The 24,359-nt window shown below is 63.7% G+C and carries 23 protein-coding genes; 10 read left to right on the top strand and 13 right to left on the bottom strand.

The genetic code is table 11. The annotated features are described in order from the left end of the window. Positions 1–3 precede the first annotated feature (3 nt). Positions 4–1,032: a zinc-dependent alcohol dehydrogenase family protein gene (locus tag C1D09_RS20935; RefSeq protein WP_143976148.1), complete on the top strand. Its 1,029-nt coding sequence runs from the start codon at positions 4–6 to the stop codon at positions 1,030–1,032. 103 nt (positions 1,033–1,135) lie between these two features. Here the strand turns inward: C1D09_RS20935 and C1D09_RS20940 are convergent, their stop codons facing one another. Beyond that, the gene (locus tag C1D09_RS20940) at positions 1,136–2,245 is read right to left on the bottom strand and encodes a TRAP transporter substrate-binding protein (RefSeq protein ID WP_143976100.1); all 1,110 of its coding nucleotides are present in this window, start codon (positions 2,243–2,245) and stop codon (positions 1,136–1,138) included. Positions 2,246–2,509: 264 nt separating this feature from the next. On the opposite strand from C1D09_RS20940, the gene C1D09_RS20945 reads away from it, so the two are divergent. Continuing rightward, positions 2,510–3,283: a gamma-glutamyl-gamma-aminobutyrate hydrolase family protein gene (locus C1D09_RS20945; RefSeq protein WP_143976101.1), complete on the top strand. Its 774-nt coding sequence runs from the start codon at positions 2,510–2,512 to the stop codon at positions 3,281–3,283. A gap of 227 nt (positions 3,284–3,510) precedes the next feature. Here C1D09_RS20945 and C1D09_RS20950 read toward each other — a convergent pair whose 3' ends face one another. From C1D09_RS20950 to C1D09_RS20970, 5 genes are all read right to left on the bottom strand, one after another. Next, positions 3,511–4,095, bottom strand: coding sequence for a hypothetical protein (locus C1D09_RS20950; protein ID WP_143976102.1), 585 nt, complete (start codon positions 4,093–4,095; stop codon positions 3,511–3,513). Between the two features lie 13 nt (positions 4,096–4,108). Next, entirely contained in the window at positions 4,109–5,092 is a 984-nt protein-coding gene (locus C1D09_RS20955; RefSeq protein WP_143976103.1) for a 2-hydroxyacid dehydrogenase, read from the bottom strand. Further along, on the bottom strand, positions 5,089–6,111 hold the full coding sequence (locus tag C1D09_RS20960; RefSeq protein WP_095771585.1) for a LacI family DNA-binding transcriptional regulator: 1,023 nt from the start codon (positions 6,109–6,111) through the stop codon (positions 5,089–5,091). The genes C1D09_RS20955 and C1D09_RS20960 overlap by 4 nt, the downstream gene beginning before the upstream one ends. 78 nt (positions 6,112–6,189) lie before the next feature. Further along, the gene (locus tag C1D09_RS20965; RefSeq protein WP_167514699.1) at positions 6,190–7,074 is read right to left on the bottom strand and encodes a DMT family transporter; all 885 of its coding nucleotides are present in this window, start codon (positions 7,072–7,074) and stop codon (positions 6,190–6,192) included. A gap of 200 nt (positions 7,075–7,274) precedes the next feature. Then, the gene (locus tag C1D09_RS20970) at positions 7,275–7,682 is read right to left on the bottom strand and encodes a DUF2000 family protein (RefSeq protein WP_143976105.1); all 408 of its coding nucleotides are present in this window, start codon (positions 7,680–7,682) and stop codon (positions 7,275–7,277) included. A 95-nt stretch (positions 7,683–7,777) separates the two neighbouring features. Here C1D09_RS20970 and C1D09_RS20975 point away from each other — a divergent pair, with 95 nt between their 5' ends. Further along, positions 7,778–8,605, top strand: coding sequence for an AraC family transcriptional regulator (locus C1D09_RS20975; RefSeq protein WP_246135822.1), 828 nt, complete (start codon positions 7,778–7,780; stop codon positions 8,603–8,605). Here C1D09_RS20975 and C1D09_RS20980 read toward each other — a convergent pair whose 3' ends face one another. Continuing rightward, complete coding sequence (locus tag C1D09_RS20980; RefSeq protein ID WP_143976107.1) at positions 8,606–9,076, bottom strand: MarR family winged helix-turn-helix transcriptional regulator; 471 nt, start codon at positions 9,074–9,076, stop codon at positions 8,606–8,608. Positions 9,077–9,477: 401 nt separating this feature from the next. On the opposite strand from C1D09_RS20980, the gene C1D09_RS20985 reads away from it, so the two are divergent. Further along, entirely contained in the window at positions 9,478–10,548 is a 1,071-nt protein-coding gene (locus tag C1D09_RS20985; protein ID WP_143976108.1) for a CobW family GTP-binding protein, read from the top strand. Between the two features lie 126 nt (positions 10,549–10,674). Here C1D09_RS20985 and C1D09_RS20990 read toward each other — a convergent pair whose 3' ends face one another. Next, the gene (locus C1D09_RS20990) at positions 10,675–11,388 is read right to left on the bottom strand and encodes a CDP-diacylglycerol diphosphatase (protein WP_143976109.1); all 714 of its coding nucleotides are present in this window, start codon (positions 11,386–11,388) and stop codon (positions 10,675–10,677) included. 304 nt (positions 11,389–11,692) lie between these two features. On the opposite strand from C1D09_RS20990, the gene C1D09_RS20995 reads away from it, so the two are divergent. Further along, complete coding sequence (locus tag C1D09_RS20995; RefSeq protein WP_143976110.1) at positions 11,693–12,667, top strand: WD40 repeat domain-containing protein; 975 nt, start codon at positions 11,693–11,695, stop codon at positions 12,665–12,667. 14 nt (positions 12,668–12,681) lie between these two features. Here the strand turns inward: C1D09_RS20995 and C1D09_RS21000 are convergent, their stop codons facing one another. Beyond that, positions 12,682–13,134 carry a hypothetical protein gene (locus C1D09_RS21000; protein WP_143976111.1) on the bottom strand — a complete coding sequence of 151 codons (453 nt, stop codon included), beginning with the start codon at positions 13,132–13,134 and terminating at the stop codon, positions 12,682–12,684. Between the two features lie 157 nt (positions 13,135–13,291). Between C1D09_RS21000 and C1D09_RS21005 the strand changes: the two genes are divergently transcribed. From C1D09_RS21005 to C1D09_RS21020, 4 genes are all read left to right on the top strand, one after another. Further along, positions 13,292–14,671 carry an aspartate aminotransferase family protein gene (locus tag C1D09_RS21005; RefSeq protein WP_143976112.1) on the top strand — a complete coding sequence of 460 codons (1,380 nt, stop codon included), beginning with the start codon at positions 13,292–13,294 and terminating at the stop codon, positions 14,669–14,671. 11 nt (positions 14,672–14,682) lie between these two features. Further along, positions 14,683–16,083: a glutamine synthetase family protein gene (locus tag C1D09_RS21010; RefSeq protein WP_143976113.1), complete on the top strand. Its 1,401-nt coding sequence runs from the start codon at positions 14,683–14,685 to the stop codon at positions 16,081–16,083. An 86-nt stretch (positions 16,084–16,169) separates the two neighbouring features. Next, positions 16,170–17,405, top strand: a complete 1,236-nt coding sequence (locus tag C1D09_RS21015; protein ID WP_143976114.1) for a putative DNA modification/repair radical SAM protein — start codon at positions 16,170–16,172, stop codon at positions 17,403–17,405. A 2-nt stretch (positions 17,406–17,407) separates the two neighbouring features. Beyond that, positions 17,408–18,877, top strand: a complete 1,470-nt coding sequence (locus C1D09_RS21020) for a UdgX family uracil-DNA binding protein (RefSeq protein WP_143976115.1) — start codon at positions 17,408–17,410, stop codon at positions 18,875–18,877. Between the two features lie 9 nt (positions 18,878–18,886). Here the strand turns inward: C1D09_RS21020 and C1D09_RS21025 are convergent, their stop codons facing one another. From C1D09_RS21025 to C1D09_RS21040, 4 genes are all read right to left on the bottom strand, one after another. Next, positions 18,887–20,152, bottom strand: coding sequence for a glycerate kinase type-2 family protein (locus C1D09_RS21025; protein ID WP_143976116.1), 1,266 nt, complete (start codon positions 20,150–20,152; stop codon positions 18,887–18,889). Beyond that, positions 20,149–20,652 carry a heme-degrading domain-containing protein gene (locus C1D09_RS21030; protein WP_143976117.1) on the bottom strand — a complete coding sequence of 168 codons (504 nt, stop codon included), beginning with the start codon at positions 20,650–20,652 and terminating at the stop codon, positions 20,149–20,151. Before C1D09_RS21030 ends, C1D09_RS21025 begins: the two co-directional genes overlap by 4 nt. 76 nt (positions 20,653–20,728) lie before the next feature. Then, complete coding sequence (gene guaD / locus C1D09_RS21035; protein ID WP_143976118.1) at positions 20,729–22,042, bottom strand: guanine deaminase; 1,314 nt, start codon at positions 22,040–22,042, stop codon at positions 20,729–20,731. Position 22,043: 1 nt separating this feature from the next. Further along, a complete protein-coding gene (locus tag C1D09_RS21040) occupies positions 22,044–23,261 on the bottom strand; it encodes a urate hydroxylase PuuD (protein ID WP_143976119.1) in 1,218 nt (405 codons plus the stop codon). A gap of 132 nt (positions 23,262–23,393) precedes the next feature. Between C1D09_RS21040 and C1D09_RS21045 the strand changes: the two genes are divergently transcribed. After that, a complete protein-coding gene (locus C1D09_RS21045) occupies positions 23,394–24,314 on the top strand; it encodes a LysR family transcriptional regulator (protein WP_143976120.1) in 921 nt (306 codons plus the stop codon). The last annotated feature ends 45 nt before the right edge of the window (positions 24,315–24,359 follow it).

Here is a 24,359-nt window from a genome sequence, read left to right on the forward strand (position 1 = left end):
GCCATGAAAGCGGTGCGGCTGGAAGCGGTGGGCAGCATTGCGCTGCGCGAAGTCGGCAAACCTGTCGCCGGCCCGGACGAGCTTCTGGTGCGGATCGAGGCCTGCGGTGTCTGCGGCACCGACCGGCATCTTTTCCATGGCGAATTCCCCTGCCGGCCGCCGGTGACGCCCGGACATGAATTTTCGGGCATCATCGAGGCGATCGGCAACGCCGTCTCCGGCTTTGCCGTCGGCGATCGTGTCACCGGCGATCCCAACATCGCCTGCGGACGGTGCCCGCATTGCCACGCCGGCCGGGTCAATCTCTGCCGCAATCTCAACGCCATCGGCATCCATCGCGACGGCGGCTTTGCCGAGTATGTCGTGCTGCCGCAGAAACAGGCTTTCATCCTGCCCGCCGATCTGCCGCCGACGCATGGCGCCTTCTGCGAGCCGCTCGGCTGCTGCCTGCATGGCGTCGACCTTGCAGCGATCAAGCCGGGCAGTTCGGTGATTGTGCTGGGCGGCGGCGTGATCGGCCTGCTGACCGTGCAATTGGCAAAACTGGCCGGCGCCACGACCATCATCCTGTCGACCAGGCAGGCTTCGCGGCGCGCGCTTGCCGAGGCGCTCGGCGCGACGGCGACGGTCGATCCGGCCGCCGCCGACGTCATCGATGCCATCGGTGGACCAGCGGGCCTGATGCCCGGCGGCGCCGACGTGGTGTTCGAATGCGCTGGTGTGCGCGACACCGTCGAGCAGTCGATGCGGCTGGCAAGGGCCGGCGGCACTGTCGTCATCGTCGGCGTGACGCCGCAAGGCATGAAGGCGGAATTCGAGCCCTTCGACCTGCTGTTTCGGGAGTTGAAGGTCGTCGGCTCCTTCCTCAATCCCCACACGCATCGCCGCGCGGCCGAACTGATCGCTTCCGGCGCGATCGAGATCGACCGCCTGATCTCCAGGCAGGTGCCGCTCGAAGAGGCGGCTGACGTGATCGCCAACCCGCCGGCGCCCGGCGAGGTCAAGGTGCTGGTGGTGCCGCGACCGGATTGAGCCAGGAGCGAGCCGCGCCGGTCGAGATCCGTTCCGCGCCGGCCTGAAAAGAGAACCCCGGACGAGTTGCCCGGGGTCTCTCAAACGAACGCGAAGGGACAGTTTACAGCTTGCCGTTGCGCTGCTGGACCATCATGAAGGTGTCGTAATTGTATTCGGCCACCTGTGCCCAGAGATAGTGCTCCTTGCGGAAGCCCTTGATCGATTCCCAGATCTTCTTGAACGGCGCGTTCGAGGCCTCCATCTCGGCATAGACCTCGTTGGCCTTTTCGAAGCAGGCGGCCATGATTTCCTGGCTGAACGGACGCAGTTTGGCACCACCGGCGACCAGCCGCTTCACCGCCGCCGGGTTCACGTAATCGTATTTCTGCAGCATGTCGGCGTCGGCGGCCTGCGCGGCGGTGCGCAGCAGCGATTTGTAGGTCGGCGAAAGCTCTTCGTATTTCGCCTTGTTGAACATCAAATGCACGGTCGGGCCGCCTTCCCACCAGCCGGGATAGTAGTAATAGGGCGCGACCTTGTAGAAGCCGAGCTTCTCGTCGTCATAGGGGCCGACCCATTCGGCGGCGTCGATCGTGCCTTTTTCCAGCGCCGGATAGATGTCGCCGCCGGCGATCTGCTGCGGCACGACGCCAAGCTTCTGCACGACCTTGCCGGCGAAGCCGCCGATGCGCATCTTGAGGCCCGAGAGGTCGGCGACCGTGTTGATTTCCTTGCGGAACCAGCCACCCATCTGCACGCCTGTGTTGCCGCCCGGCAAGCCGAAGAGGCCTTGCGTGGCGAGGAACTCATTGAACAGGTCGATGCCGCCGCCATGGTAGTGCCAGGCATTCATGCCGCGCGCGTTGAGCGAAAAGGGAACCGCCGCGCCGAGCGCCCATGTCGGGTCCTTGCCCCAGTAATAATATGCCACCGTGTGGCAGGCTTCGACCGTGCCTGCCGTGGTGGCGTCGGCGGCCTGCAGCCCGGGCACGAGTTCTCCAGCGGCAAAGACCTGGATCTGGAAATTGCCGTCGGTGGCTTCCGACAGCATCTTGGAGAACACCTCGGCGCCGCCATAGATGGTGTCGAGCGACTTCGGGAAGGACGACGCAAGCCGCCATGTCACCTTGGGATTGGACTGGGCGATTGCCGGGGCGGCAAGCGTTGCGGCCGCCGCCGCGGCGCCGACGCCGGTCACGCCGGCCTTGCGAATGAATGAACGACGATCCATGCAGTTCCTCCCTTTTGGATCAACAGACCGACATCCGGGAAATTCTCGGGCTCCCGCATCGGTTGGCCGAAACAATACACAGGCGAGAGGTCTAGTCCAGCACAGCGACCGGTTTTGGTGCCCAAGCCATGCGACCCTGCAACTATAGTCTAACAGGCGGTTTCGTGGCCCATCCGACACACCGAAACTTGGCATGGAAAAATGGCCGGGGATCGCCTATTTTGCTGGCAGGATATCCCTTGCAAAATGGAAAACAGACCCAAAATGCACCAGCCGCTCGTCGCCATATCGACCGACGTCCGTCAGTTCGACAACTACACCTGGCATGCCGCTCCGCAGCAATATCTGGAAGCGGCCGTTGCCGGAGCCGGCGTGTTCCCGCTGCTGGTGCCGTCGTTCGGCGACAGGCTCGACTTCGATGAACTGCTGTCCTCTGTCGACGGCGTCATGGTCACCGGTTCGAAGTCGAACGTACACCCCTCGCTTTATGGTGGCGATGCCAGCGAGGCCAACGGTCCCTACGATCCGGCACGTGACGCCACGGCGCTGCCGCTGATCCGCCGGGCGATCGAGCGCGGCGTGCCGCTGCTCGCCATCTGCCGTGGTATCCAGGAGTTGAACGTGGCGCTGGGCGGCACGCTGGGCACCGAGATCCAGGAGCGCGAGGGTACCCTCGACCACCGCGCGCCGGTGAGCGACCAACAGGACGAGCGCTTCGCCATGCACCAGACCGTTTCGATCAAACCGGGCAGTTGCCTGGCCGGTGTGTTCGGTGCCGGTGAGATCAAGGTCAATTCACTGCACCGCCAGGCGATCGACCGGCTCGGGTCGAAGCTCGAGATCGAGGCTGTCGCCACTGACGGCACGGTCGAAGCGGTGTCGGTCAAGGGAGCCCGCGCCTTCGCCGTCGGTGTCCAGTGGCATCCGGAGTACTGGGTCAACTCGGACAGCAACTCGGCCAAGATCTTCCGCGCCTTCGGCGATGCGGTGCGCCTGCACGCCGCCGCGAAGGCCGGTGCGCGGGCCGCGGCGGAGTAATCAGTCGCCGGTCTTGCGGTCGCCCGGATCGACGCCGTTGGCGCTGAAGGCGACCATGCCGTCATTCTGCTCGCGCCGGAAGGCGGCGGCGATCAATGCGAAAAGCGTTCTGCCTCATCCACGCACACGGGCAGGATGCGGAATGATTTCACAGGGTTAAGCTGGCGTTGATAAATGTGGCGGTGCCACTGCCGGCGTCAATGAATGCCGGGGACGAAACCGTCCAACTATTGCGGGACGGTCGGCGGATAGCGATCTGAAAGGAGCTTGAAGAGCCACTCGCGCTCGACATCGGTGGCTGCCGAACCGATCTCGACCCTCTGGGCACCAGCGTCGACTGTCAGGCGATTGCGAGTATCGCCGTCGCGAAGCCTCAGCGATTTGAGCTGCATCCGGTCGAACCTGAGCTCGGTCCGCTTCGAAAACAGCTGTGCCCAGGCGGAAGTGCCGTAGGATGGCATCTTGAACGGCGGCAACCCAGGATCATGGCTGACCCCGGCCGCATCGAGCCTTATCACTTCGGGCACGGAGCGCCGGAAAATGCGGCGAACCACGAGCATTGCGAAGATGCCGCCGACGGTCCAAGCGCAGAGCCAGAAGGCAACAAACGCCGTAGGCCCGCCGATCGGCCTGGTCACGAGCTGATACGCGGCTGTTATCTCACCGAAGGCCCAACCACCTAGCCAGCAAAGAACGAATATGCCTATCAGGTAGTTGGCGACGGACCGCCTCGGATACGGAATCGAAATGATCTGGTCCCGGCCATTGGTGGCGACCAAAATCGTGGAATTGTCAGGCGGCTTCACCGTCATCGGTTCGCCTTCGCTAGCCGCGAGCCTTCACATGCGCCGTCTCCGGCACCGGCGTCAGCGGCCGGCGCTCGGTGAACCAGGACACCAGATTGTCGACGCACAGATCGGCCATGGCGCGGCGTGTGTGCTCCGAGGCCGAGCCGACATGCGGCAACAGGGAGGCGTTGGGGGCGTCGAGCAACGCCTTGGTCACATTCGGCTCGTCGGCGAAGACGTCGAGCCCGGCGGCGGCGATGGTGCCGTCGGCAAGCGCCGCCGCCAGTGCCGCCTCGTCGACGGTGCTGCCGCGGCCGATATTGACGAAGACGCCGTCAGCGCCAAGCGCCGACAGGATCTCGGCATTGACCGCCTTGTGCGTAGAAGCGCCGCCAGGCGCCACCGAAATCAGCGTATCGACCGCTTCCGCAAGACCTTTCAGCGTCGGGTGATATTGATACGCAAGACCTTCGACGCGACGCCGATTGTGATAGGCGACCGGCAGGCCGAACGCATCGAGCCGCCGGGCAATGGCCTGTCCGATGCGGCCCATGCCGAAAATTCCGACGCGCCGGGCGCGCAAGGTCAGCCGGCTCAGCGGATAGTTGCCCTTGCGTACCCAGCTGCCGTCGCGCAGCCAGTTTTCCGCGCGCGGCAGGTCGCGAATGGTGTTGATCAACAGCCCCACCGCTGTGTCGGCGACCTCCTCGGTCAGCACGTCGGGTGTGTTGGTGACCATGATGTTCTTCGCCGCCGCATGGCCGACATCGACCGAATCATAGCCGACGCCGAAGGAGGCGATGAGTTCGAGATTGGGCAGCGCATCCATCATGGCCGCGCCGATGCCGGCAAAGGAGGCGATGCCACGCACCATGCGGCGCATCTCGTCGGTGACCAGCGCCGGTTCGGCGCGCTCGATCCTGATCTGTCTGAAGGTACGGTCGATGCGCCCGACGGCATGGTCGCTGAAGTCAGCCGGCACCAGAATGGCGACGGCTTGCAGTTGTTCGGCCTTGGTCATGCCCGCTCCACCGGCTTGCCGGTCGACTGGCGCACATGCAGTTCCGGCTTGATCAATTCCTGCGAGGGCCGCACCGTCTGCCCATTGAGCTTGTCGAGCAGCGCGCTGGCGGCGCGGCGGCCGACCTCGCGCTGGCCGTTCCAGACGGTGGTCAGCGCCGGCGTGGCGATCGCTGCCTCCTCGAGATCGTCATAGCCGGTGACGGAGATGTCGATGCCCGGCACCAGGCCGGCGCGCGCAATGCCGTTCATCAGGCCGATGGCGACGAGGTCGTTCCAGCAGCAGGCGGCGGTCGGTCTGTCCTTCAGCGCCAGGAACTGCCCGGCGGCCTCGAAGCCGGCCTGCTTGGTGCGCGGACCGGCGATGCGCCAGGACGGCCTGACTTCGAGACCTGCCGCCTCCATGGCGTTGACATAGCCCTGGTAGCGGTCGCGGCCGGTCGAGGTCTGGTCGGTGCCGCCGATCATGGCGATGCGCTTGTGGCCGAGCGAGATCAGATGGTTGGTGGCAAGCCCGGTTCCATAGGAATCGTCGCCGCGAAACACCGGCACGTCGGCGCCCTCGACCGTGCGGGCGATCAGCACCGCCGGCAGGCCGTTTTCCTCGGCCATCAGTATGTCGGCGGCTGGCGTGCCGATGGCCGGCGACATGATGACGCCGTCGGCGCCGAGCTGCAGCAGCGTGTCGATGAAGGTGCGCTGCTTTTCGAGCTGGTCGTAGTGGTTGGACAGGATGAAGGTCTGCCGGCTGCGGTCGAGCTCGCTCTCGATCGAGCGCAGGATCTCGGCGAAGAACGGGTTCATGATGTCGTGCACGACGACGCCGACAATGCCCGAGCGCGAGGTGCGCAGGCTGGCGGCGCGGCGGTTGTAGATATAGCCGATGGCGCGCGCATGTTCCTTGATACGGTCGCGCGTCGCGCCGGCAACCAGCGGGCTGTCGCGCAACGCCAGCGACACGGTGGCCGTGGACACGCCGAGTGCATCGGCGATCGTCGAAAGCTTGATTTTTTGTGCCAGCGCCTTGCGCTCCCCGAACGAGCTGAATTGCGACCTAAACAGTTTAAAGGCGGCGTTATGCCACCGATCGGGGGCAAATCAAAGTTTTTTTGCCAGCGCCTCGGCCTCGACATCGGAGGCAGCGCGGCTCTGCAGCCGAAGCCGGTGCTCGCGGTGGACGATGTAGAGGCCGCTGGCGACAATGATGGCGGCGCCGACCAGCGTCCAGCGATCCGGGAACTGCCTGAAGACGATCCAGCCCGAAATGATCATCCAGACCATCTGCGAATAGGGATAGGGCGCCAGTGCCGTGGTCGTCGCCAGCCGATAGGCCTGGACAAGCAGCCAGTGCCCGACACCGCCGAACACGCCGAGCATGAGCAGGATGAACCAGTGCCAGCCATCATGCGGCAGCGAGAAGGAAAATGGCAGCATCGGCAAAAGCAGCACCGTCGGCGCCAGCGCCGAAAACAGGATCAGGCTTTCCGACGTCTCCGTCGACGACATGCGGCGCGTCATGATGACATAGAAGCAGTTCGACAGCATCGAGCCGAGTGCGAAGAGATGGCCGATGCCGAAGACGCCGACACCGGGCCTTGTGATGATGAGGACCCCGGCGAAGGCGGCCAGAATGGCCAGCCAGCGCCGCCAGCCTGCCCATTCGCCGAGCAGCGGGCCGGCAAGCGCGGTGATCACCATCGGCCCGAAGAAGTAGATCGACGTCGTCTCGGCCAGTTGCAGGGAGCGCAGGGCCAGGATGTTGCACATGGTCGAGCCGAACAGGAACACACCGCGCAGCACGTGCGCCGGCAGGTTGACCGGGCGAAACCGCAGCGGTTCGCGCCAGCCGCGCAGGAGCGTGCCCACCAGCACGACGTGCACGGCAAAGCGCACCCAGGCGACGATCAGCGCCGAAACGCCGGCCAGGACGAGATATTTGCTCGATGTGTCGAGGAAGGTGAAGAAGACATAGGTCGTAAGCATGCACAGGATCGCCACCGGCGGCGTCGCGCTTTCGACATATCTTTTGGAAGCATTCACTTGCAGGCCGGGGGAAAGCTGGGCTGGAGTGCACCTTTGCGGGAATTGTCGCTTGCCGGCAAGCCAATTGTCACCCGCTGCCGCGCAGCTGAGCTCGCTGGCACAACAATAGACGCCGCCAGGCTTGGTCCAGGCCTCCGACGCTATGCCTGCATGCGGGCACCCTTGGTGATCTTGTCGACCACCTTCTTGTCGGCGCGCAGCGCGATGCCGACCACCTTGGCGTCTTCGGGCCCGAATTGCGCGAAGACGGCACGGTTGGCGGCATCGAAGCCGGTGGAAAACATCTCCTCGACATAGAGCGAAGTCGTCACGTCGCGCTCCAGCGCGCGCCGGTGGATCGCGGCCAATGTCGCCTGGTCTGCCGACAGCACGATGACCGGCTGGATCGACAGCGGATTGTAGAGATTGCCTGAGCGGTCGCGATAGGGCTCGCCGATGATGTCGGGAAACTGCGCGACGATGCCGCTGGTCAGGAAGGCGGTGACGTTGAGTTTCTGCCAGACGGGCAAGTCTTCCCGCAGGACGATTGCAAATTTCGTGTCGAACATGAGAAAAGGACCATTCGAGGTTAGGCCGCGACTGCGAGGCTGAAGGAGACGATGTCATCGAACTAGACCGGCAGGCCTTCGAGGGTCTTGGACGTTTGTGCGCGGATGCGGCGGAGAACTGCATCATCTCCGCACCCGACCCCGCCGGCATGGAGCGGATCGAGGCGCGCTTTCATGGCAGCGCCTTCGACCTGCATCGTCATGACACCTACGCGATCGGGGTGACGCTACATGGCGTGCAGACCTTCCGCTATCGGGGCGCGACGCGGCTGAGCCTGCCCGGCCAGATCATCGTGCTGCATCCCGACGAACTGCACGATGGCGGCGCCGGCACCGAGGACGGGTTGCGCTACAGGATGCTTTATCTCGAACCGTCGCTGATGCTGGACTGCGTTGGCGGCGCGTCGTTGCCCTTCGTCAGGGATGCCGTGGTGCGGGATGAAGCCTTCTGCGCGACGCTGCTTTCAGCGCTGGGGCCGCTGCAACAGGAACTCGACGAGCTGTTCGTCGACGATTTTCTCACGCAACTGATGCAAGGCCTGGCCCGCCATGCCCGCGAGCCGGCAAAGCCGATGGCCCGGACGGCATGGCGGGCGGCCACGCTGGCGCGGGACTATCTTACGGAGAATGCAATGCGCCCGGTGCGTTCCGGCGAATTGGAAGCCGTCACCGGACTGGACCGCTACGCCCTATCGAGGCATTTCCGCGCCGCCTTCTCGACCAGTCCGCATCGTTTCCTGGTGATGCGCCGGCTTCAACGCGCGCGGCGGATGATCACCACCGGCGAGCCCCTGGCGCAGATCGCTGTCGAGGCCGGCTTCACCGACCAGAGCCATTTCAACAGGCAGTTCAAGAAGGCATTCGGCATGACGCCGGGGCGTTGGTCCTCATTGATCCGGGACGCGGTTCCGGCAGCGGCCTGATCAGTCGTCCGACTCGGCGTCGTCGTCGATCAGCACAAGCTCCTCGTTGGAGAGATTGGCCTCGATGCGGGCCAGCAGCTTGAACAGCGCCTTCTGGTCTTTCTTGTCGAGACCCTTCAGCGCCTGTTTTTCGGTCTTCTTCACCGATTTCTCGATGGCGTGGATGATATCGCGGCCTGTGTCGGTGAGGAAAATGTGAGCCTGACGGGCGTCGGCCGACGAGGCGCGCTTTTCCAGAAAGCCCTGCGCCTGCAGGCGGTTGATGGTCTTGGTGATGGTGGGCGGGCGCACGCCGAGGCGACCGGCGAGATTGCCCGGCGTCTGGCCGTCCTCACGGTCGAGCGCCAGCATGATCTGGTCCTGGCCGGCATAGAAGCCATGCGACAGAAGCCGCGCCGCCAGCGCGGTTCTTGCCAGCCTGGCCGCCGAATGCAGCCGGCTCATTGTTGCAGTCTTGTCCGCCTTGGCCATGGTCATTCCCTCTTCGGCCATACCGGTAGCGACAGCATAGACGCAGCCGGCCGGTTGGCAATCGGCGATCAAAAGAATCCGGCGCGTGAAACAGCTTTGCCGGCAAGCATTGCGGTGCCCGCCGTGGCTAATGCCAGATGTTTATTTCAGTTAGATGACAAACGACTTTTCGCCGCGCGGGAATCGCCGCAAGGGTGAGGCGCGCATGGCTTGAGACGCGCCTTGTCCGCGACAAGGGCGCACTTTCGCAGTCATCCAGCACGCCGATATCACACTGGCCGGGCCAAGAGCTTTGGCCCATCGGTTTGCCCCGTGCAAAAGCCCCGCACACATCCTATATGGAACCGACAATCCCTTTATCGCGGCCTGGATTTCAGGGCCCAGTCATCTCGAGGCAAGCCATGAGCGACGCACAGACGCAGATCCCCGTAACCGTTCTCACCGGCTATCTCGGCGCCGGCAAGACGACGCTGCTCAACCGCATCCTGTCGGAGAACCACGGCAGGCGCTACGCGGTCATCGTCAACGAATTCGGCGAAATCGGCATCGACAACGACCTGATCGTGGAATCCGACGAGGAAATCTACGAGATGAACAATGGCTGCGTGTGCTGCACGGTGCGCGGCGACCTGATCCGCGTCGTCGAGGGCCTGATGCGCCGGCCCGGCCGCTTCGACGCCATCGTGGTCGAGACCACCGGTCTCGCCGATCCGGTGCCGGTGGCGCAGACCTTCTTCATGGACGACGACGTGCGCTCCAAGACCAAGCTCGATGCGGTGGTGGCGCTGGTCGATGCCAAGCACCTGCCGCTCAGGCTCAAGGATTCCAAGGAAGCCGAGGACCAGATTGCCTTCGCCGACGTGGTCGTGCTCAACAAGACCGATCTCGTCACCCCAGAGGAGCTCGCCAAGGTCGAGGCGACCATCCGCGCCATCAATCCGGCGGCCAGGATCCATCGCACGACGCGCGCCGGCGTCGCCCTTTCGGAAGTGCTCGACCGCGGCGCATTCGACCTCTCCCGGGCGCTGGAGAACGATCCGCATTTCCTCGAGGCGCATGATGAACACCATCATGACCACGATCATCACGACCATGATGGCCACGATCACCACCACCATGATCATGACGGGCATGACCATCATCACCACGACCACGCGCATCCCTCCGACATCCATGATGTGACGGTGCAGTCGGTGTCGCTGCGCGGCGGCGAGATGGACCCGAAGAAATTCTTCCCATGGATCGAGAAGATCACCCAGATGGAAGGCCCCAACATCTTGCGGCTGAAAGGCATCATCGCGCTCAAGGGCGATGACGAACGCTACGTCATCCAGGGCGTGCACATGATCATCGAGGGTGACCATCAGCGCGCCTGGAAGGACGGCGAGAAACATGAGAGCCGGCTGGTGTTCATCGGCCGCGAACTGGACGCCGAACGGCTGAAGAAGAGTTTTGACGCCTGCCAGGCCTAGTCAGCTTTGCCGTGCGATTCCAGGCTGGATGTATCGGTCGAAGAATTACCGCCGTCGAATTTCACCCGCCGTTGACGATCTTGCCGTCTCCACGGACACCACCACGGCGACGCTAGGTCGGCGGCCCTAGCGCGAAGTACATCTGTGATCGAGGAGGTGCTCAGCTGCCCTTCCCCAGTTTGCCAGAATATAGAACCCCGGCCTCGCGTCAGCCAGCGTTGCACCGGCGACGAGCACATTTAGATCATCCATAGTGTGTCGTGCCTGAGGCAAACCGGCAACAACCAGGCCGACCACGTTGGTGGTTCGCAGATCCGGCTCACCCACTGCCATTATCCAATAGGGTCGCCCCTTCAATATCAATGGAAACGGTTGCCAAGGCGCGTCTTGCTTCGGCCCATCCGAGGCAAGCGTCCTTTCAACCGACTTTAGCAAGCAATCGACGTGGATGTGCAGCTGATCCTGGGACCGCTCAGTCCGGGAATTCACCGCCAGACCGACGGCTGATCGTGGCAGGCCGTGTCCGAGTCTTGCTTCAACTTTCTGTCGGGCTTCCCATGCCCGGTTCCATAGTTGGGCGCTGTCGGTGGAACGGGCGGATGGGCTCTCCACGCCCGCAACTGCCGTGATTGGGGCCACCAGGAATTCCGTCCGGTGCAGGGGTGATTTGATGAGGACTGAGCCAGAATCCCCCTGCTCGGTCAGTATCACCTCGTCGCAGGGAAAGGCGACGCCAAACCGCGCACTTGCAAGTGCGCAGGTCTGCACCATCTCCCACAATATTTTGCGTTTGAGGAATGCGTAGCCGGCAGCGGCTGACAAGGCGACCAACAATGTCACGGACAGCCGAAGGCCCCTGCGCTCCAACAAGCCCAGCACATTGTTCCTTTCTCAAACGACCGGAGCGAGCGGCGCGAGCATCGCCAAGAACATGGTTCGGGTCATCATACGATCGCAGGGTGCGAAAGTTCCGTTCCCGCCTGGCGACCGGGTCTGGCGACGTTTGCAACTGAACCGCGAGCCAAGGGGCTGCTTTGACTAGATTACAGCCTCTTGCCGCCTCGCCGGTCCTCCAAGGTTGCCGGAACCGTAAACGTCGAGTAAGCCCCTGCAACCGCTGCAATTCAACTGAATAAAGATACCCATGCCGACAGTTGCCCCCCTCGACCTCGAAGGCCATTGCGTTGCCGCCGTCTTCCTTGGCGACGTGCCGCATTTCGCGCTGGCCGATGGCGCCATCCATCGGCTCGACAATGGCCACAAGACCATGCAGGCCAATGACGGGCTGCTCGCCGCGTTCCACGATGCAGCCAACGACCGGCTGATCACCGGCGGCGAGGACGGCAAGGTGTTTGCCGTGAAAGCGGGCGGCGATGTCCAGGACGTGGCGAGCACCGGCAAGAAGTGGATCACCAGCGTTGCCGCCGGGCCGCAGGGCGCCATCGCCTATGCCACGGGCAAGACCGCCTTCGTGCGCTTCGCCGACGGCAAGACAAGGGAATTTGCCCATCCGCGCTCGGTCGAGGGGCTGGCGTTTTCGCCCAAGGGCATGCGCTTCGGCGTTGCCCGCTACAATGGCGCGACGCTGCATTTCCCGGCCGCCGAGGGCAAGCCGATGGAACTGGAATGGGCAGGCGCCCATACCGGTATCACCTTCTCGCCTGACGGCGCTTTCCTCGTCACCACCATGCAGGAAAACGCCCTGCATGGCTGGAAACTGGCCGACGGCAAGCACATGCGCATGACCGGCTATCCCGGCAAGGTCAAAAGCCTGTCATGGAGCGTCAAAGGCAAATGGCTGGCGAGTTCCGGCGCGCCGGCGGCGATCGTCTGGCCGTTTTCGGGCAAGGACGGACCGATGGGCAAAGCGCCGCTGGAACTCGGCACGCGCGGCAACACGATGGTGACTTGCGTGGCATGCCATCCAAGCCAGGACGTCGTGGCGATCGGCTACGAGGACGGCATGGTGATCGCCGCGCGCTTCGCCGACGCCAAGGAAGTGCTGCTGCGCCGGCAAGGCAAGGGCGCCATCACCTCGATGATGTGGGACAGGGAAGAGCGCCGCATCGCCTTCGGCAGCGCGGCCGGCGATTGCGGCGTCATCGACATCACGGCCTAGTTTCAAAACAGCGATCACTCAGCCCCGCACGACACCTTGCCTGTCAATTCAGCCGGTTTGCCATCCTTGTCCGTGTCGGCGGCATTGTCATGGACGGCAAGCGTGTATTGCCCGTCATAGACGCCTTCGTCGCTGGCATTGGTCAGGATCGTCAGCTCGACAGAACTGAAGGCGTTCGCGGACTCGTGCTCGTGGTAGATGTTCAGCCGCAGTTCCTTGTCGTCCAGCCAGTATTGGGTCAGGTTGGAATCCTCGAACACCGTCTTGCGCAGTCCATCGCCAGCCGGCCTCGCCTTGATTTCGAGATCGCCGCGGAAGTTGAAGGTCGGGCCGCCCATGCCTCGGGTAACGCCGGCGCCGACGTCCAATGTCACCACCTTATCGTCGACGCTGCACCAGATGCCGCCCGAGGCGAAGGCAGTGCCGGCCGACGTCAAAAGCATTGCCACACAGAGGATCGTCCGCATTCTTGTTCCCCCCGCCTCATTCCCTTTCATATTTGGCACTGACTTCGCCAGCACGGTCAAGCGCCGCCGCAGGCGGCTGAGCCAATGCAGGGCAGGCGCGCGGCCAATTGCGGTTGCTGATATGGATTGGCTAAGAGGGAGGACGAGAGGGGTTTTCATGCACAGCAGCGACAGTTCGAAGGCCATTGGCGGCATAAGCCGCGATCGCATCGCGCAATTGCGCGAGACCGAAGGCGCGGCCTTCCGCAAGGCGCGGCCGAAATCGCAAGCCAAGGTCGGCAACGGGCTGCCCGGCTTCTTTGGCGGCGTGCCGATGCACTGGATGAACGACTGGCCGACACCGTTTCCGATCCTGGTCGACAACGCCAAAGGCGCTGCGATTACAGATATAGACGGCAACAGGCTCGACGATTTCTGCCTTGGCGACACTGGCTCGATGTTCGGCCATTCGCCGCCACCGGTAGCGCGCGCCATCCGTCGCCAGGCCGGCCGCGGCCTGACCTATATGCTGCCCTCGGAAGACGCGCTTGCCATCGGGCCGCTGCTGCAGCAGCGTTTCGGCCTTCCATTCTGGCAGATCGCGACGACGGCGACCGATGCCAACCGCTTCGCGCTGCGCGTCGCCCGCGCCGTCACCGGGCGCGAAAAGATCCTGGTCTTCAACGGCTGCTACCACGGCTCGGTCGACGAGACGATGGTGCGGCTGATCGACGGCAAGCCGGTGAACCGGCCCGGATTGGCGGGTGAATTCCGCGACCTGACCCGCACGGCCAAGGTGATCGAGTTCAACGACGTCGCCGCACTGGAAGCGGCATTGAAGGACAAGGACGTGGCATGCGTCATCGCCGAGCCGGTGCTGACCAATTCCTGCATGGTTCTGGCCGACCCTGGTTTCCATGACGCGTTGCGAAAGTTGACGCGCGAAGCCGGCACACTGCTCCTGATCGACGAGACGCACACCATCTCGACCGGCCCCGGCGGCTACACCAGGAAATACGGGTTGGAACCCGACTTCTTCGTGCTGGGCAAGCCGATCGCCGGCGGCGTGCCGGCAAGCGTGTGGGGCATGAGCGACGAGGTCGCCTCGCGCTACGCGGACTACAACAGGACCAAGGAGCCCGGCTATTCCGGCATGGGCACGACGCTGTCGGCCAACCCGCTGCAGTTCGCCACCATTCGCGCCACGCTAGAAGAAGTGATGACGGCGGAGAACTATGACCGCATGGACCATCTGGCGCGGCGGCTCGATGCCGGACTGACCGGGGTGATCGACCGCTATCGTCTGCCCTGGCATGTCGCGCGAGTCGGTGCCCGTGTAGAGTTCATCTGTGCACCCGGACCGTTGCGCAACGGGGCGCAAGCCGAGACCGCGCATGCGCCGGAACTGGAGGCCGCCATCCATGTCGCGCTGGTCAATCGCGGCGTGCTGATCGCGCCCTTCCACAACATGATGCTGATCTCGCCGGCGACGTCAGGCGCTCAGGTCAACCGGCTGATCAGCGCCTTCGGCGCGGTTGCGGCAAAGCTTGCGGCATGAGACAAGCGGTCATGGACAATGCCATCGTGACCTCCCCTTCGGGGTCCTCGCCCACCGAAGCGCAAGCCTTTCTCGACGCCCATCCCGAGATCGAAGCCTTCGATATCGTGCTGACCGACGCCAATGGCGTCGGCCGCGGCAAGATCGTGCGCCGGCATGAGTTGAAAAGCATTTTCGAGGGCGGCCGGCATATGCCGATCTCGATCCTCGGCCTCGACATCACCGGCGAGGACGTGCACGAGACCGGACTGATCTGGACCACAGGCGACGGCGACCTCCGGGCCTGGCCTATCCCCGGCACGCTGGTGCCGCTCTACGGCACCAGTCCGCCGCGCGGCCAGGTGCTGATGGCGATGTACCATCTCGACGGCCAGCCCATGTCGTCGGATCCGCGGCTGGCGCTGGCCCGGCAGGTCGAGATCCTCGCGGCCAGGGGCCTTTACCCGGCGGGGGCGTTCGAGCTGGAATTCTTCCTGCTGGCCAATGAGCGCGACGCCGACGGCAAGGTGCAGCCGGCGCGCGCCGTGCTTGATGGTCGCGTCTCGGGCAAGACGGAGGTCTATTCGGTCGACCATCTGCACGGCATGGAGCCGCTTTTCTCCGACATCTACGCCGCCGCCAAGGCGCAAGGCATTCCGGCCGAGACGGTGATATCGGAATATGCGCCGGGCCAGTACGAGCTGACGCTGAACTACCGCAAGGATGTGATGCGGGCGGCGGACGACCTTGTCATGCTGAAGCGGCTGGTGCGGGCGCAGGCGCGCCGCCATGGCGTCACCGCCTGTTTCATGGCCAAGCCGATCGAGAAATATGCCGGCTCGGGCATGCATTTTCACGTCTCGCTGCAGGACAGAGCCGGCCGCAACGTATTTGCCGAGGCCGGCGGCGAGAGCTGGTCGCTACCCCTGTTGCAAGGGCTGGGCGGGCTGATCCAGACGATGGCGGAATCGATGCTGGTGTTTGCGCCGCACGCCAATTCCTGGCGGCGCTTCGTCTCGCAATCCTATGCGCCGGTGGCGCCGACCTGGGGCGTCAACAACCGCTCGGTGGCGCTGCGCGTGCCGGCCGGCGAGGCCAAGAACCGGCGCATCGAGCACCGGCCGTCCGGCGTCGACGCCAATCCCTACCTGATCGCCGCGACGGTGCTGGCCGGCATTGTCAAAGGCCTCGACGAAGGGCTCGATCCCGGCCCTGAAACGACCGGAAATGGCTATGAAGCGGCCGTTACCCGCACGACGATGCCGGCGGACTGGCGCGCCGCGATCGAAGCCGCCAGGGCTTCGAGCTTCCTGAAAGGCGCACTCGGCGAGGACCTGCACCGCACTTTCGTGGCCATCAAACAGTCCGAATATCTGCGCGTGGCACGCACGGTCAGCGAACTGGATTATCATCTCTATCTGCACGAGGTGTGATGCGCCTGTGAGGGGCGGCGATCACTTTTTCGCCGCCTGTGTCAAATGAGGTAGCGCGACAGTCATCGGGAACATATCATGAACGGATGAGTGTTCTCACCGTACGTGAAAAGCTGGCGATCCTGTCCGACGCCGCCAAATATGATGCTTCCTGCGCCTCATCCGGCTCGGTGAAGAAGGATTCGCTGAAATCCGGCGGCATCGGTTCCACCGAAGGCATGGGCATCTGCCATTCCTATGCACCGGACGGCCGCTGCATTTCGCTCCTGAAGATCCTGCTCACCAATTTCTGCATCTACGACTGCAGCTATTGCATCAACCGCTCGTCATCGAATGTACGTCGCGCCCGCTTCAGCATCGACGAGGTGGTGAAACTGACCATGGATTTTTACCGGCGCAACTATATCGAGGGCCTGTTCCTGTCCTCTGGCGTCATCCGCTCGCCTGATGAAACCATGGGCGAGATGGTCGAGGTGGCGCGACGGCTGCGGCTGGAAGAGAAATTTTCCGGCTATATCCATCTCAAGACCATTCCGGAAAGCTCTGCCGAACTTGTCGAGAAGGCGGGGCTGTATGCGGACCGGCTGTCGATCAATGTCGAGCTGCCCACCGATGAGGGCGTCAAGAAACTGGCGCCGGAAAAGAAGCCGGAGACGATCCGTCTTTCCATGGCCAGGCTCCGTCAGAAGATGGAGGAAAAGGCCGAACCAACGCTGAGGACCAAGAAGCGCGAGCGCTTCGCACCGGGTGGGCAAGCGACGCAGATGATCGTCGGCGCCGACGAGACATCCGATGACGGCATATTGCACACCAGCGCGCGGCTCTACGGCAGCTATCACCTGCGGCGGGTCTACTATTCCGCCTTCAGCCCGATCCCCGACTCGTCATCATCCCTGCCGCTGCAGAAGCCGCCGCTGATGCGCGAGCATCGGCTTTATCAGGCCGACTGGCTGGTGCGTTTTTATGGGTTCTCGCAGCCGGAGATCCTGGAGGGCAGCGAAGACGGCATGCTTGACCTCGCCATCGACCCGAAGCTCGCCTGGGCGCTGCGCAATCGCGGCCAGTTTCCAGTCGACATCAACCGCGCGGATCGCGAGGCGCTGCTGCGCGTACCCGGCCTCGGCACCAAGGTGGTGGCGAAAATCCTGGAGACGCGCCGCCACCGGCGAATGCGGCTCGAAGATGTCGGCCGGATCTGCCATTCGATTGCCATGCTGCGGCCATTCATCATTGCCGAAGGCTGGTCTCCAGGCGCGGCCACCGACAAAACCGGCCTGCGCGACACCATCGTGCGTTCCTGCGAACAGCTGTCGTTGTTTTGACCATGCAGCCGGCAGAGCTCAACCTGGTCCGCTACAAGGTCTTGCTCGAAAGCGAGACCGATTTTGCCGGTTGGCGCGACGCGGCCCGGCGCCTGGCTCTGAACGAGGTCAGGCCCGAAGATGTCAGCTGGCATGTCGCGGCCGGCGCGGACCGGACGCAGCGGGATTTACCGGCCCCGCCTGCCGACGCACAACTTGTGGTGCCGCGCGACTTCATCGGGCACGCCGAAACCGCCCTCTGCCATTCCGACCCCACCCGGTTCGCCTTTCTCTACCGGATGCTGTGGCGGCTGCGCACCGAGCCGAAGCTGCTGTCGATCGCCTCGGATCCCGACACCAGGCGGCTCGAAGCCATGGAGAAAGCGGTGCGGCGCGACAGCCACAAGATGCATGCCTTCGTGCGTTTCCGGAAGATTGGCGATGGCGCCGAGGAGCGTTATGTCGCCTGGTTCGAACCCGATCATTTCATCGTCGAGCGCAATGCGGATTTCTTCGTCAGGCGTTTCACCGGCATGCGCTGGACGATCCTCACGCCTTACGCCTGCGCCGACTGGAACGGTGAAAGACTGGCGATCGGGCCGGGTGCGGCCAAAGGCGATGCTCCGACCGAGGATGACATCGAGGCGCTATGGCGCACCTATTTCGAGAACATCTTCAATCCGGCACGGCTGAAGGTGAAGGCCATGCGAAAGGAGATGCCGAAGAAATATTGGCGGAACCTTCCCGAGGCCTCGCTCATTCCAGAGCTGATCGCAGGAGCGGACAAGGCCGCCAAGGAGATGATTGCAAGAATGCCGACAACGCCCGCACCGCATCACGCCAAGGTGCAGGCGAAGTATTGGCCGAAGCATGAGCCGACGCAGATGCCGGAAGATGATGCCGCCAGCAGCATTTCGGAGTTGCGCGAGGCCGCGAAAGGGTGCCGCCGTTGCCAGCTATGGCGCGATGCGACGCAGACCGTGTTCGGCGAAGGGCCTGATAATGCCAAGGTCATCTTCGTCGGCGAACAGCCGGGCGACCAGGAAGACCTCGCCGGCAAACCTTTTGTCGGTCCGGCCGGCAAGGTGTTCGACGCGATCCTCGACGACGCGGGGGTCGACCGCCAGAAGGTCTACGTCACCAACGCGGTCAAGCACTTCAAATTCGAGCCGCGCGGCAAGCGCCGCATCCATTCCAAGCCGAATGCCGGCGAAGTTCAGGCCTGCCGCTGGTGGATCGACAGGGAATTCGCGTTGATCAAGCCGGATCTCGCCGTGGCTCTCGGCGCCACGGCTGCCTTGTCCTTGCTGGGCAAGGCCATAGCGGTGACGAAGATGCGCGGCCAGGTAATCGAGCGCGAGGATGGTTTGCGCGTGTTCATCACCATCCATCCCTCCTTCATCCTGCGCATCCATGAGCCTGCGGACAAGGAAGCCGAGCGCGAGCGCTTCCTGAGGGATATGAGAGAGGTGAAGCGGCTGATGGCTGCCTGAACCGGTCGCCTATCGGATCAGGAGCGCCCTCAGATCATTGACATTCGTGCCGGTCGGACCGGGGACGAAAAGATCGCCAATTGCATTGAACGCCGTCCAGGCGTTGTTGCCGGACAGCATCGCCTTGGCATCGACGCCGACGGCGCGCATGCGCGAGACGGTCGAACCGTCGGCGAAGGCTCCGGCATTGTTTTCCGAACCGTCGATGCCGTCGGTATCGGCCGCAAGCGCATGAATGCCTTGCACGCCACTGATGCCGATGGCGAAGGCAAGCAGGAATTCCGAATTGCGGCCGCCCTTGCCTTTTGCCCGCAAGGTCACGGTTGTCTCCCCGCCCGAGAGAATGAGGACCGGCTTCGGAAATGGCCGGTTGCGCGTCGCCACTTCGCGCGCGATGGCCGCGTGGACGCCGCCGACCTCACGCGCTTCGCCCTCGATGGCATCGGAGAGGATGACGGCTTCTATGCCTTGCCGCCTGGCTTCCGCCGCTGCTGCTTCCAGAGACACGCCGGCCGAGGCGATCAGATGCACTTCATTGCGTGAAAAGCGCTGGTCGTCGGGACATGGAGCGTCGGCCGCCGGCGCATTGATATGCGCCACCACCGGGGCCGGCAGCTTCATGCCATAGGCCGATATCGACGCCAGCGCGTCTTCCCGGCTGCCGGTATCGGGAACCGTCGGACCGGAGGCGACAAGGGCGGGATTGTCGCCGGGAATGTCGGAGACCACCAGCGACACCACCTTGGCCGGCCAGGCAGCGGCGGCCAGCCGGCCGCCCTTGATGGTCGAGACATGCTTGCGGATGGTGTTCATCGCCGCGATCGGCGCGCCGGAGGCGAGCAATGCCTCGTTGACGGCGATCTCGTCGGCCAGGGTCAGGCCGGCGGCCGGTGATGGGAGCAGCGCCGAACCGCCGCCGGAAATCAGCGCCACGACCAGATCGTCCGCGGTCAGTCCCTGGACCTTTTCCAGCAGTCGCCGTGAGGCCTCGAGGCCAGCGGCGTCCGGCACAGGGTGTGCCGCCTCGATGATCTCGATGCGTTGGCATTTCGCGCCATAACCATAGCGGGTGACGACCAGCCCCTCGATCGGCCCGTCCCAGACCTTCTCGAACGCCGCCGCCATCTGCGCCGAACCTTTGCCGGCACCAATCACGATGGTGCGGCCCTTTGGCCTGGCAGGCAGATGGTCCCTGATCGTCCGTTCCGGATCGGCGGCGGCAACCGCGGCGTCGAAGATGGAGGTGAGGAAGGCCTTGGGGTCGAGCACGGTCATTCAGCTTCCGAAGCCAGTGCCAGCCCACGCCTGTCGACACCCAGATGATCGCACAGCGCATCGACGACCACGCCGTGATCCTCACGCTCCGGAAGCCCGGAGACCGCGATCACGCCGATGACGCCGGCGCCCTTGACCGTCACCGGAAAACCGCCGCCGGCGAGCACATAGTCGGAGATGTCGAGGCCTTCGCCAATCTTGAAGGCGCGGTCGGGGCGTTGCTGCTCCAGCACCATGCGGTAGGTGCTTCTCAGGAACCGTTTCACCACATTGATCTTGCGGCGCGCCCAATCGGGATTGGAAGCGTTCGATCCCGGCATGGCCGCATAGAACAGCGGCCGGTCCCACAGCCTGATGTCGACGATGATGGGCAGGTTTTCGGTGATTGCGCGGTGGCGGATGGCGGAGCCGATCTTGAAGGCGACGGCCTCATCGAAGGCCGGGAAGACAAGAACTTCTTCCTGTTTGCGGATCAGAGCGATGTCGTCAGCAACGGCCATGTCGTTCCCCTGTCAACTTCGCCGCACGCTTTGACCGATGGCTGCCTCCGGGTCAAGCAATGAACGCATCAGGTGCCTAATTCGCGATGTCGCTCTTGGCGGCTCGCCCGGCGACATAGACCTCGCGCACGGCGCGGTCGTCGCCCAGCGTCTGCAGCAAAAACAATTCCTGCGCCAGCGTCTGCGCCGTTTCCATCCTCAGCCGCATCGCCGGCGTCGCCCGGGCGTCGAGCACGACGATGTCGGCGTCGGTGCCCTGATCCAGCGTGCCGATCTTGCCGACCACGGACAGCGCCTCGGCATTGCCGCGCGTGATCTGCCAGAAGGACTGGAAAGGGTTCAGTTTCTCGCCGTTCAGCGCGATCACCTTGTATCCCTCGTCCATGGTGCGCAGCATGGAATAGTTGGTGCCGCCGCCGACATCGGTGGCAGCGGCGATCCTGAGCGGCTTGTCACGGCGGCGAAAGCGCTGGTAGTCGAAAAGACCGGAGCCGAGGAACAGGTTCGAGGTCGGGCAGAACACAGCCACCGAGCCGCTCTGCGAAAGCGCATCCGCCTCACGTTCCGACAGATGGATGCAGTGGCCGAACAGGCTCTTTTTGCCCAGCAACCCGTAATGTTCGTAGACGTCGGTGTAGTCGCGCGACCGGGGATAAAGCTGCTGCGTGAAGGCGATCTCGGCGTGGTTTTCCGACAGGTGCGTCTGCATGTGCAGGTCGGGATGCTCGCGGCACAGAGCGCCGGCCATCTCCATCTGCTCCGGCGAGGAGGTGATGGCGAAGCGTGGGGTGATGGCATAGTGCTGGCGCCCCTTGCCGTGCCACTCCTTGATCAGCGCCTTGGTGTCGTCATAGCCGGATTGCGGCGTGTCGAGCACGCCTTCGGGCGCGTTGCGGTCCATCATCACCTTGCCGGCGATGTTGAGCATGTTGCGGTCGTGCGACTCGGCGAAAAAGGCTTCGGCCGAAGCCTTGTGCACCGAGCAGTAGGCGGTGACCGTCGTGGTGCCGTGCCGCACCATCTCGTCGAGGAAGAGCCGCGCGATGCGTCGGCCATGCTGGGCGTTGGCGAATTTCGTCTCTTCGGGAAAAGTGTAGGTGTTCAGCCAGTCGAGCAGTTCGGCGCCGTAGGACGCGATGACCTGCATCTGCGGGAAATGCACATGGGTATCGATGAAGCCTGGCAGCAAGAGGTGCGGCCGGTGATCGATTTCCTTGGCCGCCTCACCGGCCTGCCTCTCGACATCGCGGTAGGCGCCTGAGGCGACGATCCGACCGTCGCTTATCAGCACGCCGCCATCTTCCTCGTAAAGCCAGGCCGCATGGTCGTCGATGGTTTCAGGCCAGCGCACGAAGGACAGCGTGCGGCCGCGCAGAAGTGTCGAGGTCATGCTATTTCCCCGCGCCTTCGAACCAGGCCACCAGCAGCGCCCGTTCCTTGTCGGTGATCTGGCTGACATTGGCGGGCGGCATGGCATGGCTGCGGCCGGCCTGCAGATAGATCTCGCGGGCGTGGTTGGCGATACCAGCGTCGGTGTCGAGCATCACCCCCTTGGGCGCGTGGTAGATGCCTTCATAGACCGGTTCGGCCGCATGGCACATCGAGCAGCGGCCGAGCACGGTGTCGCGCACCGCCGGGAAATGGGCGGAAGCGATATAGATGTCCGCCGAGGCGGATGCCTTTGGCTCACCGGTCAGCACCTTCGGCACGGTCGACAGCCAGATGATGATGATGAACAGGACGAGCGCGCCGAGCCAGGTCCAGTGCGGGTTGCCGGCCCGCATGTGCACGGTGTTGAAATAGTGCCGGATCAACACGCCGATGATGAACACCAGCGAGGCGATGACCCAGTTGAACTGCGTGCCGAACGCCAGGGGATAGTGGTTCGACAGCATCAGGAACAGAACGGGCAGCGTCAGATAGTTGTTGTGGAGCGAGCGCTGCTTGGCGATCTTGCCGTATTTCGGGTCGGGCTTGCGCCCGGCGATGAGGTCGGCGACGACGATCTTCTGGTTGGGGATGATGACCATGAAGACGTTGGCTGACATGATCGTGGCGGTGATGGCGCCCAGATGCAGGAAGGCGGCGCGGCCAGTGAACAGATGCGTCAGTCCCCAGGCGATGAACACCAGCACGCAGTAGAGCACCAGCATCAGGCCGGTGTCGCTTTTGCCGAGAGGCGAGCGGCAGAGCAGATCGTAGACCACCCAGCCGACGCCGATCGTCGCCATGGACAAAAGGATGCCGACCGGCACCGACATCGGCAGCACATTGGGATCGATCAGGAACAGGTCGGCGCCGGCATAGTAGACCACGCACAGCATGGCAAAGCCGGACAGCCAGGTGGCATAGGATTCCCATTTGAACCAGGTCAGATGCTCCGGCATCTCGGCCGGCGCCACCAGGTATTTCTGGATGTGGTAGAAGCCGCCGCCATGCACCTGCCATTCCTCGCCGAAGGCGCCGACCGGCATGCCCGGCCGCTGGCGCAGGCCGAGATCGAGCGCGACGAAATAGAAGGACGAGCCGATCCAGGCTATGCCGGTGACGACATGCAGCCATCGCACGGCAAAGCTCAGCCAGTCCCAGAAAATCGCGAAATCCATCATTGATGTCGTCCCTGCCGATGACGCGACTTTACGGTGTCGCACGCAAACGGAAAGAGGCGAGGTGTACGATGACTTTCAAAAAAAAATGGAAAATACTAGGTTTATCGCTGCAAACCGGCGAAGGTGCTCCGCATGGCCTATCTCGACAACATCGCCGTCTTCGTCCGCGTCGTCGAACTCGGCAATTTGTCGGCGGCAGGCCGAGACATGCGCATTTCGCCGGCGGTCGCCTCCAACCGCATCAAGGAACTGGAGAAGCATCTGGGCGTGCGGCTGTTCAATCGCACGACACGGCAATTGATGCCGACCGAGCATGGCACGGTTTTCTACTCGGGCGCCAAGCAGGTGCTGGAGGCGATCACCGAAGCGGAAGCCGCGGTGTCGGCTTTGTCCGGCCAACCGCGCGGCACCATCCGCGTGACAGCACCCTTGGGCCTTGGCCGGCGACTGGTGGCTTCGGGTATTCCCGATTTCCACGACAAGTATCCTGATATCGAGGTGCGGCTCAGGCTCTCGGACCACAATGTCGACATCATGAAGGAAGGCATCGATGTCGCCTTCCGGCTCGGCATTATCGAGGATTCCAGCCTCAGGATGCGCGGCATCATGGAGTGCGAGCGCGTGCTGGTGGCGGCGCCGAAATATCTGGAGGCGCGCGGCGAGCCAGCCGAGCCGCAGGAGCTGATCGGCAAGAAACACGACTGCCTGATGCTGCGCTATTCCGGTGCGCGCGAATATGTCTGGACCTTGCAGACCCCGACCGGGCCGCAGAAATTCGAAGTGCACGGGCCTTACGACACCGATGACGGGGACGTGCTGACCGGCTGGGCACTGTCGGGGCGCGGCATCATCAACAAGCCGCGCTTCGAGGTCGAGCCGTTCATCCGCGACCGGCGGCTGCAGGTGATCCTGGCCAACACGCCGCCGACACCGGTACAATTCGCCGCCGTCTATCCGCACAAAAAGCTGCAGGACCCCAAGGTGCGGCTTTTGCTCGACTTCATGGCGGAGCGCTGCCAGCGGCTGATCAAGGATATCCTGGCCGGCAGGTGATCGACTGGCCGACAAGTGAGGGTCCACTGGTCTATCCGCCGGACT

The organism is Mesorhizobium intechi, assembly GCF_002879535.1.
GTDB classification, from domain to species: Bacteria; Pseudomonadota; Alphaproteobacteria; order Rhizobiales; family Rhizobiaceae; genus Mesorhizobium; species Mesorhizobium intechi.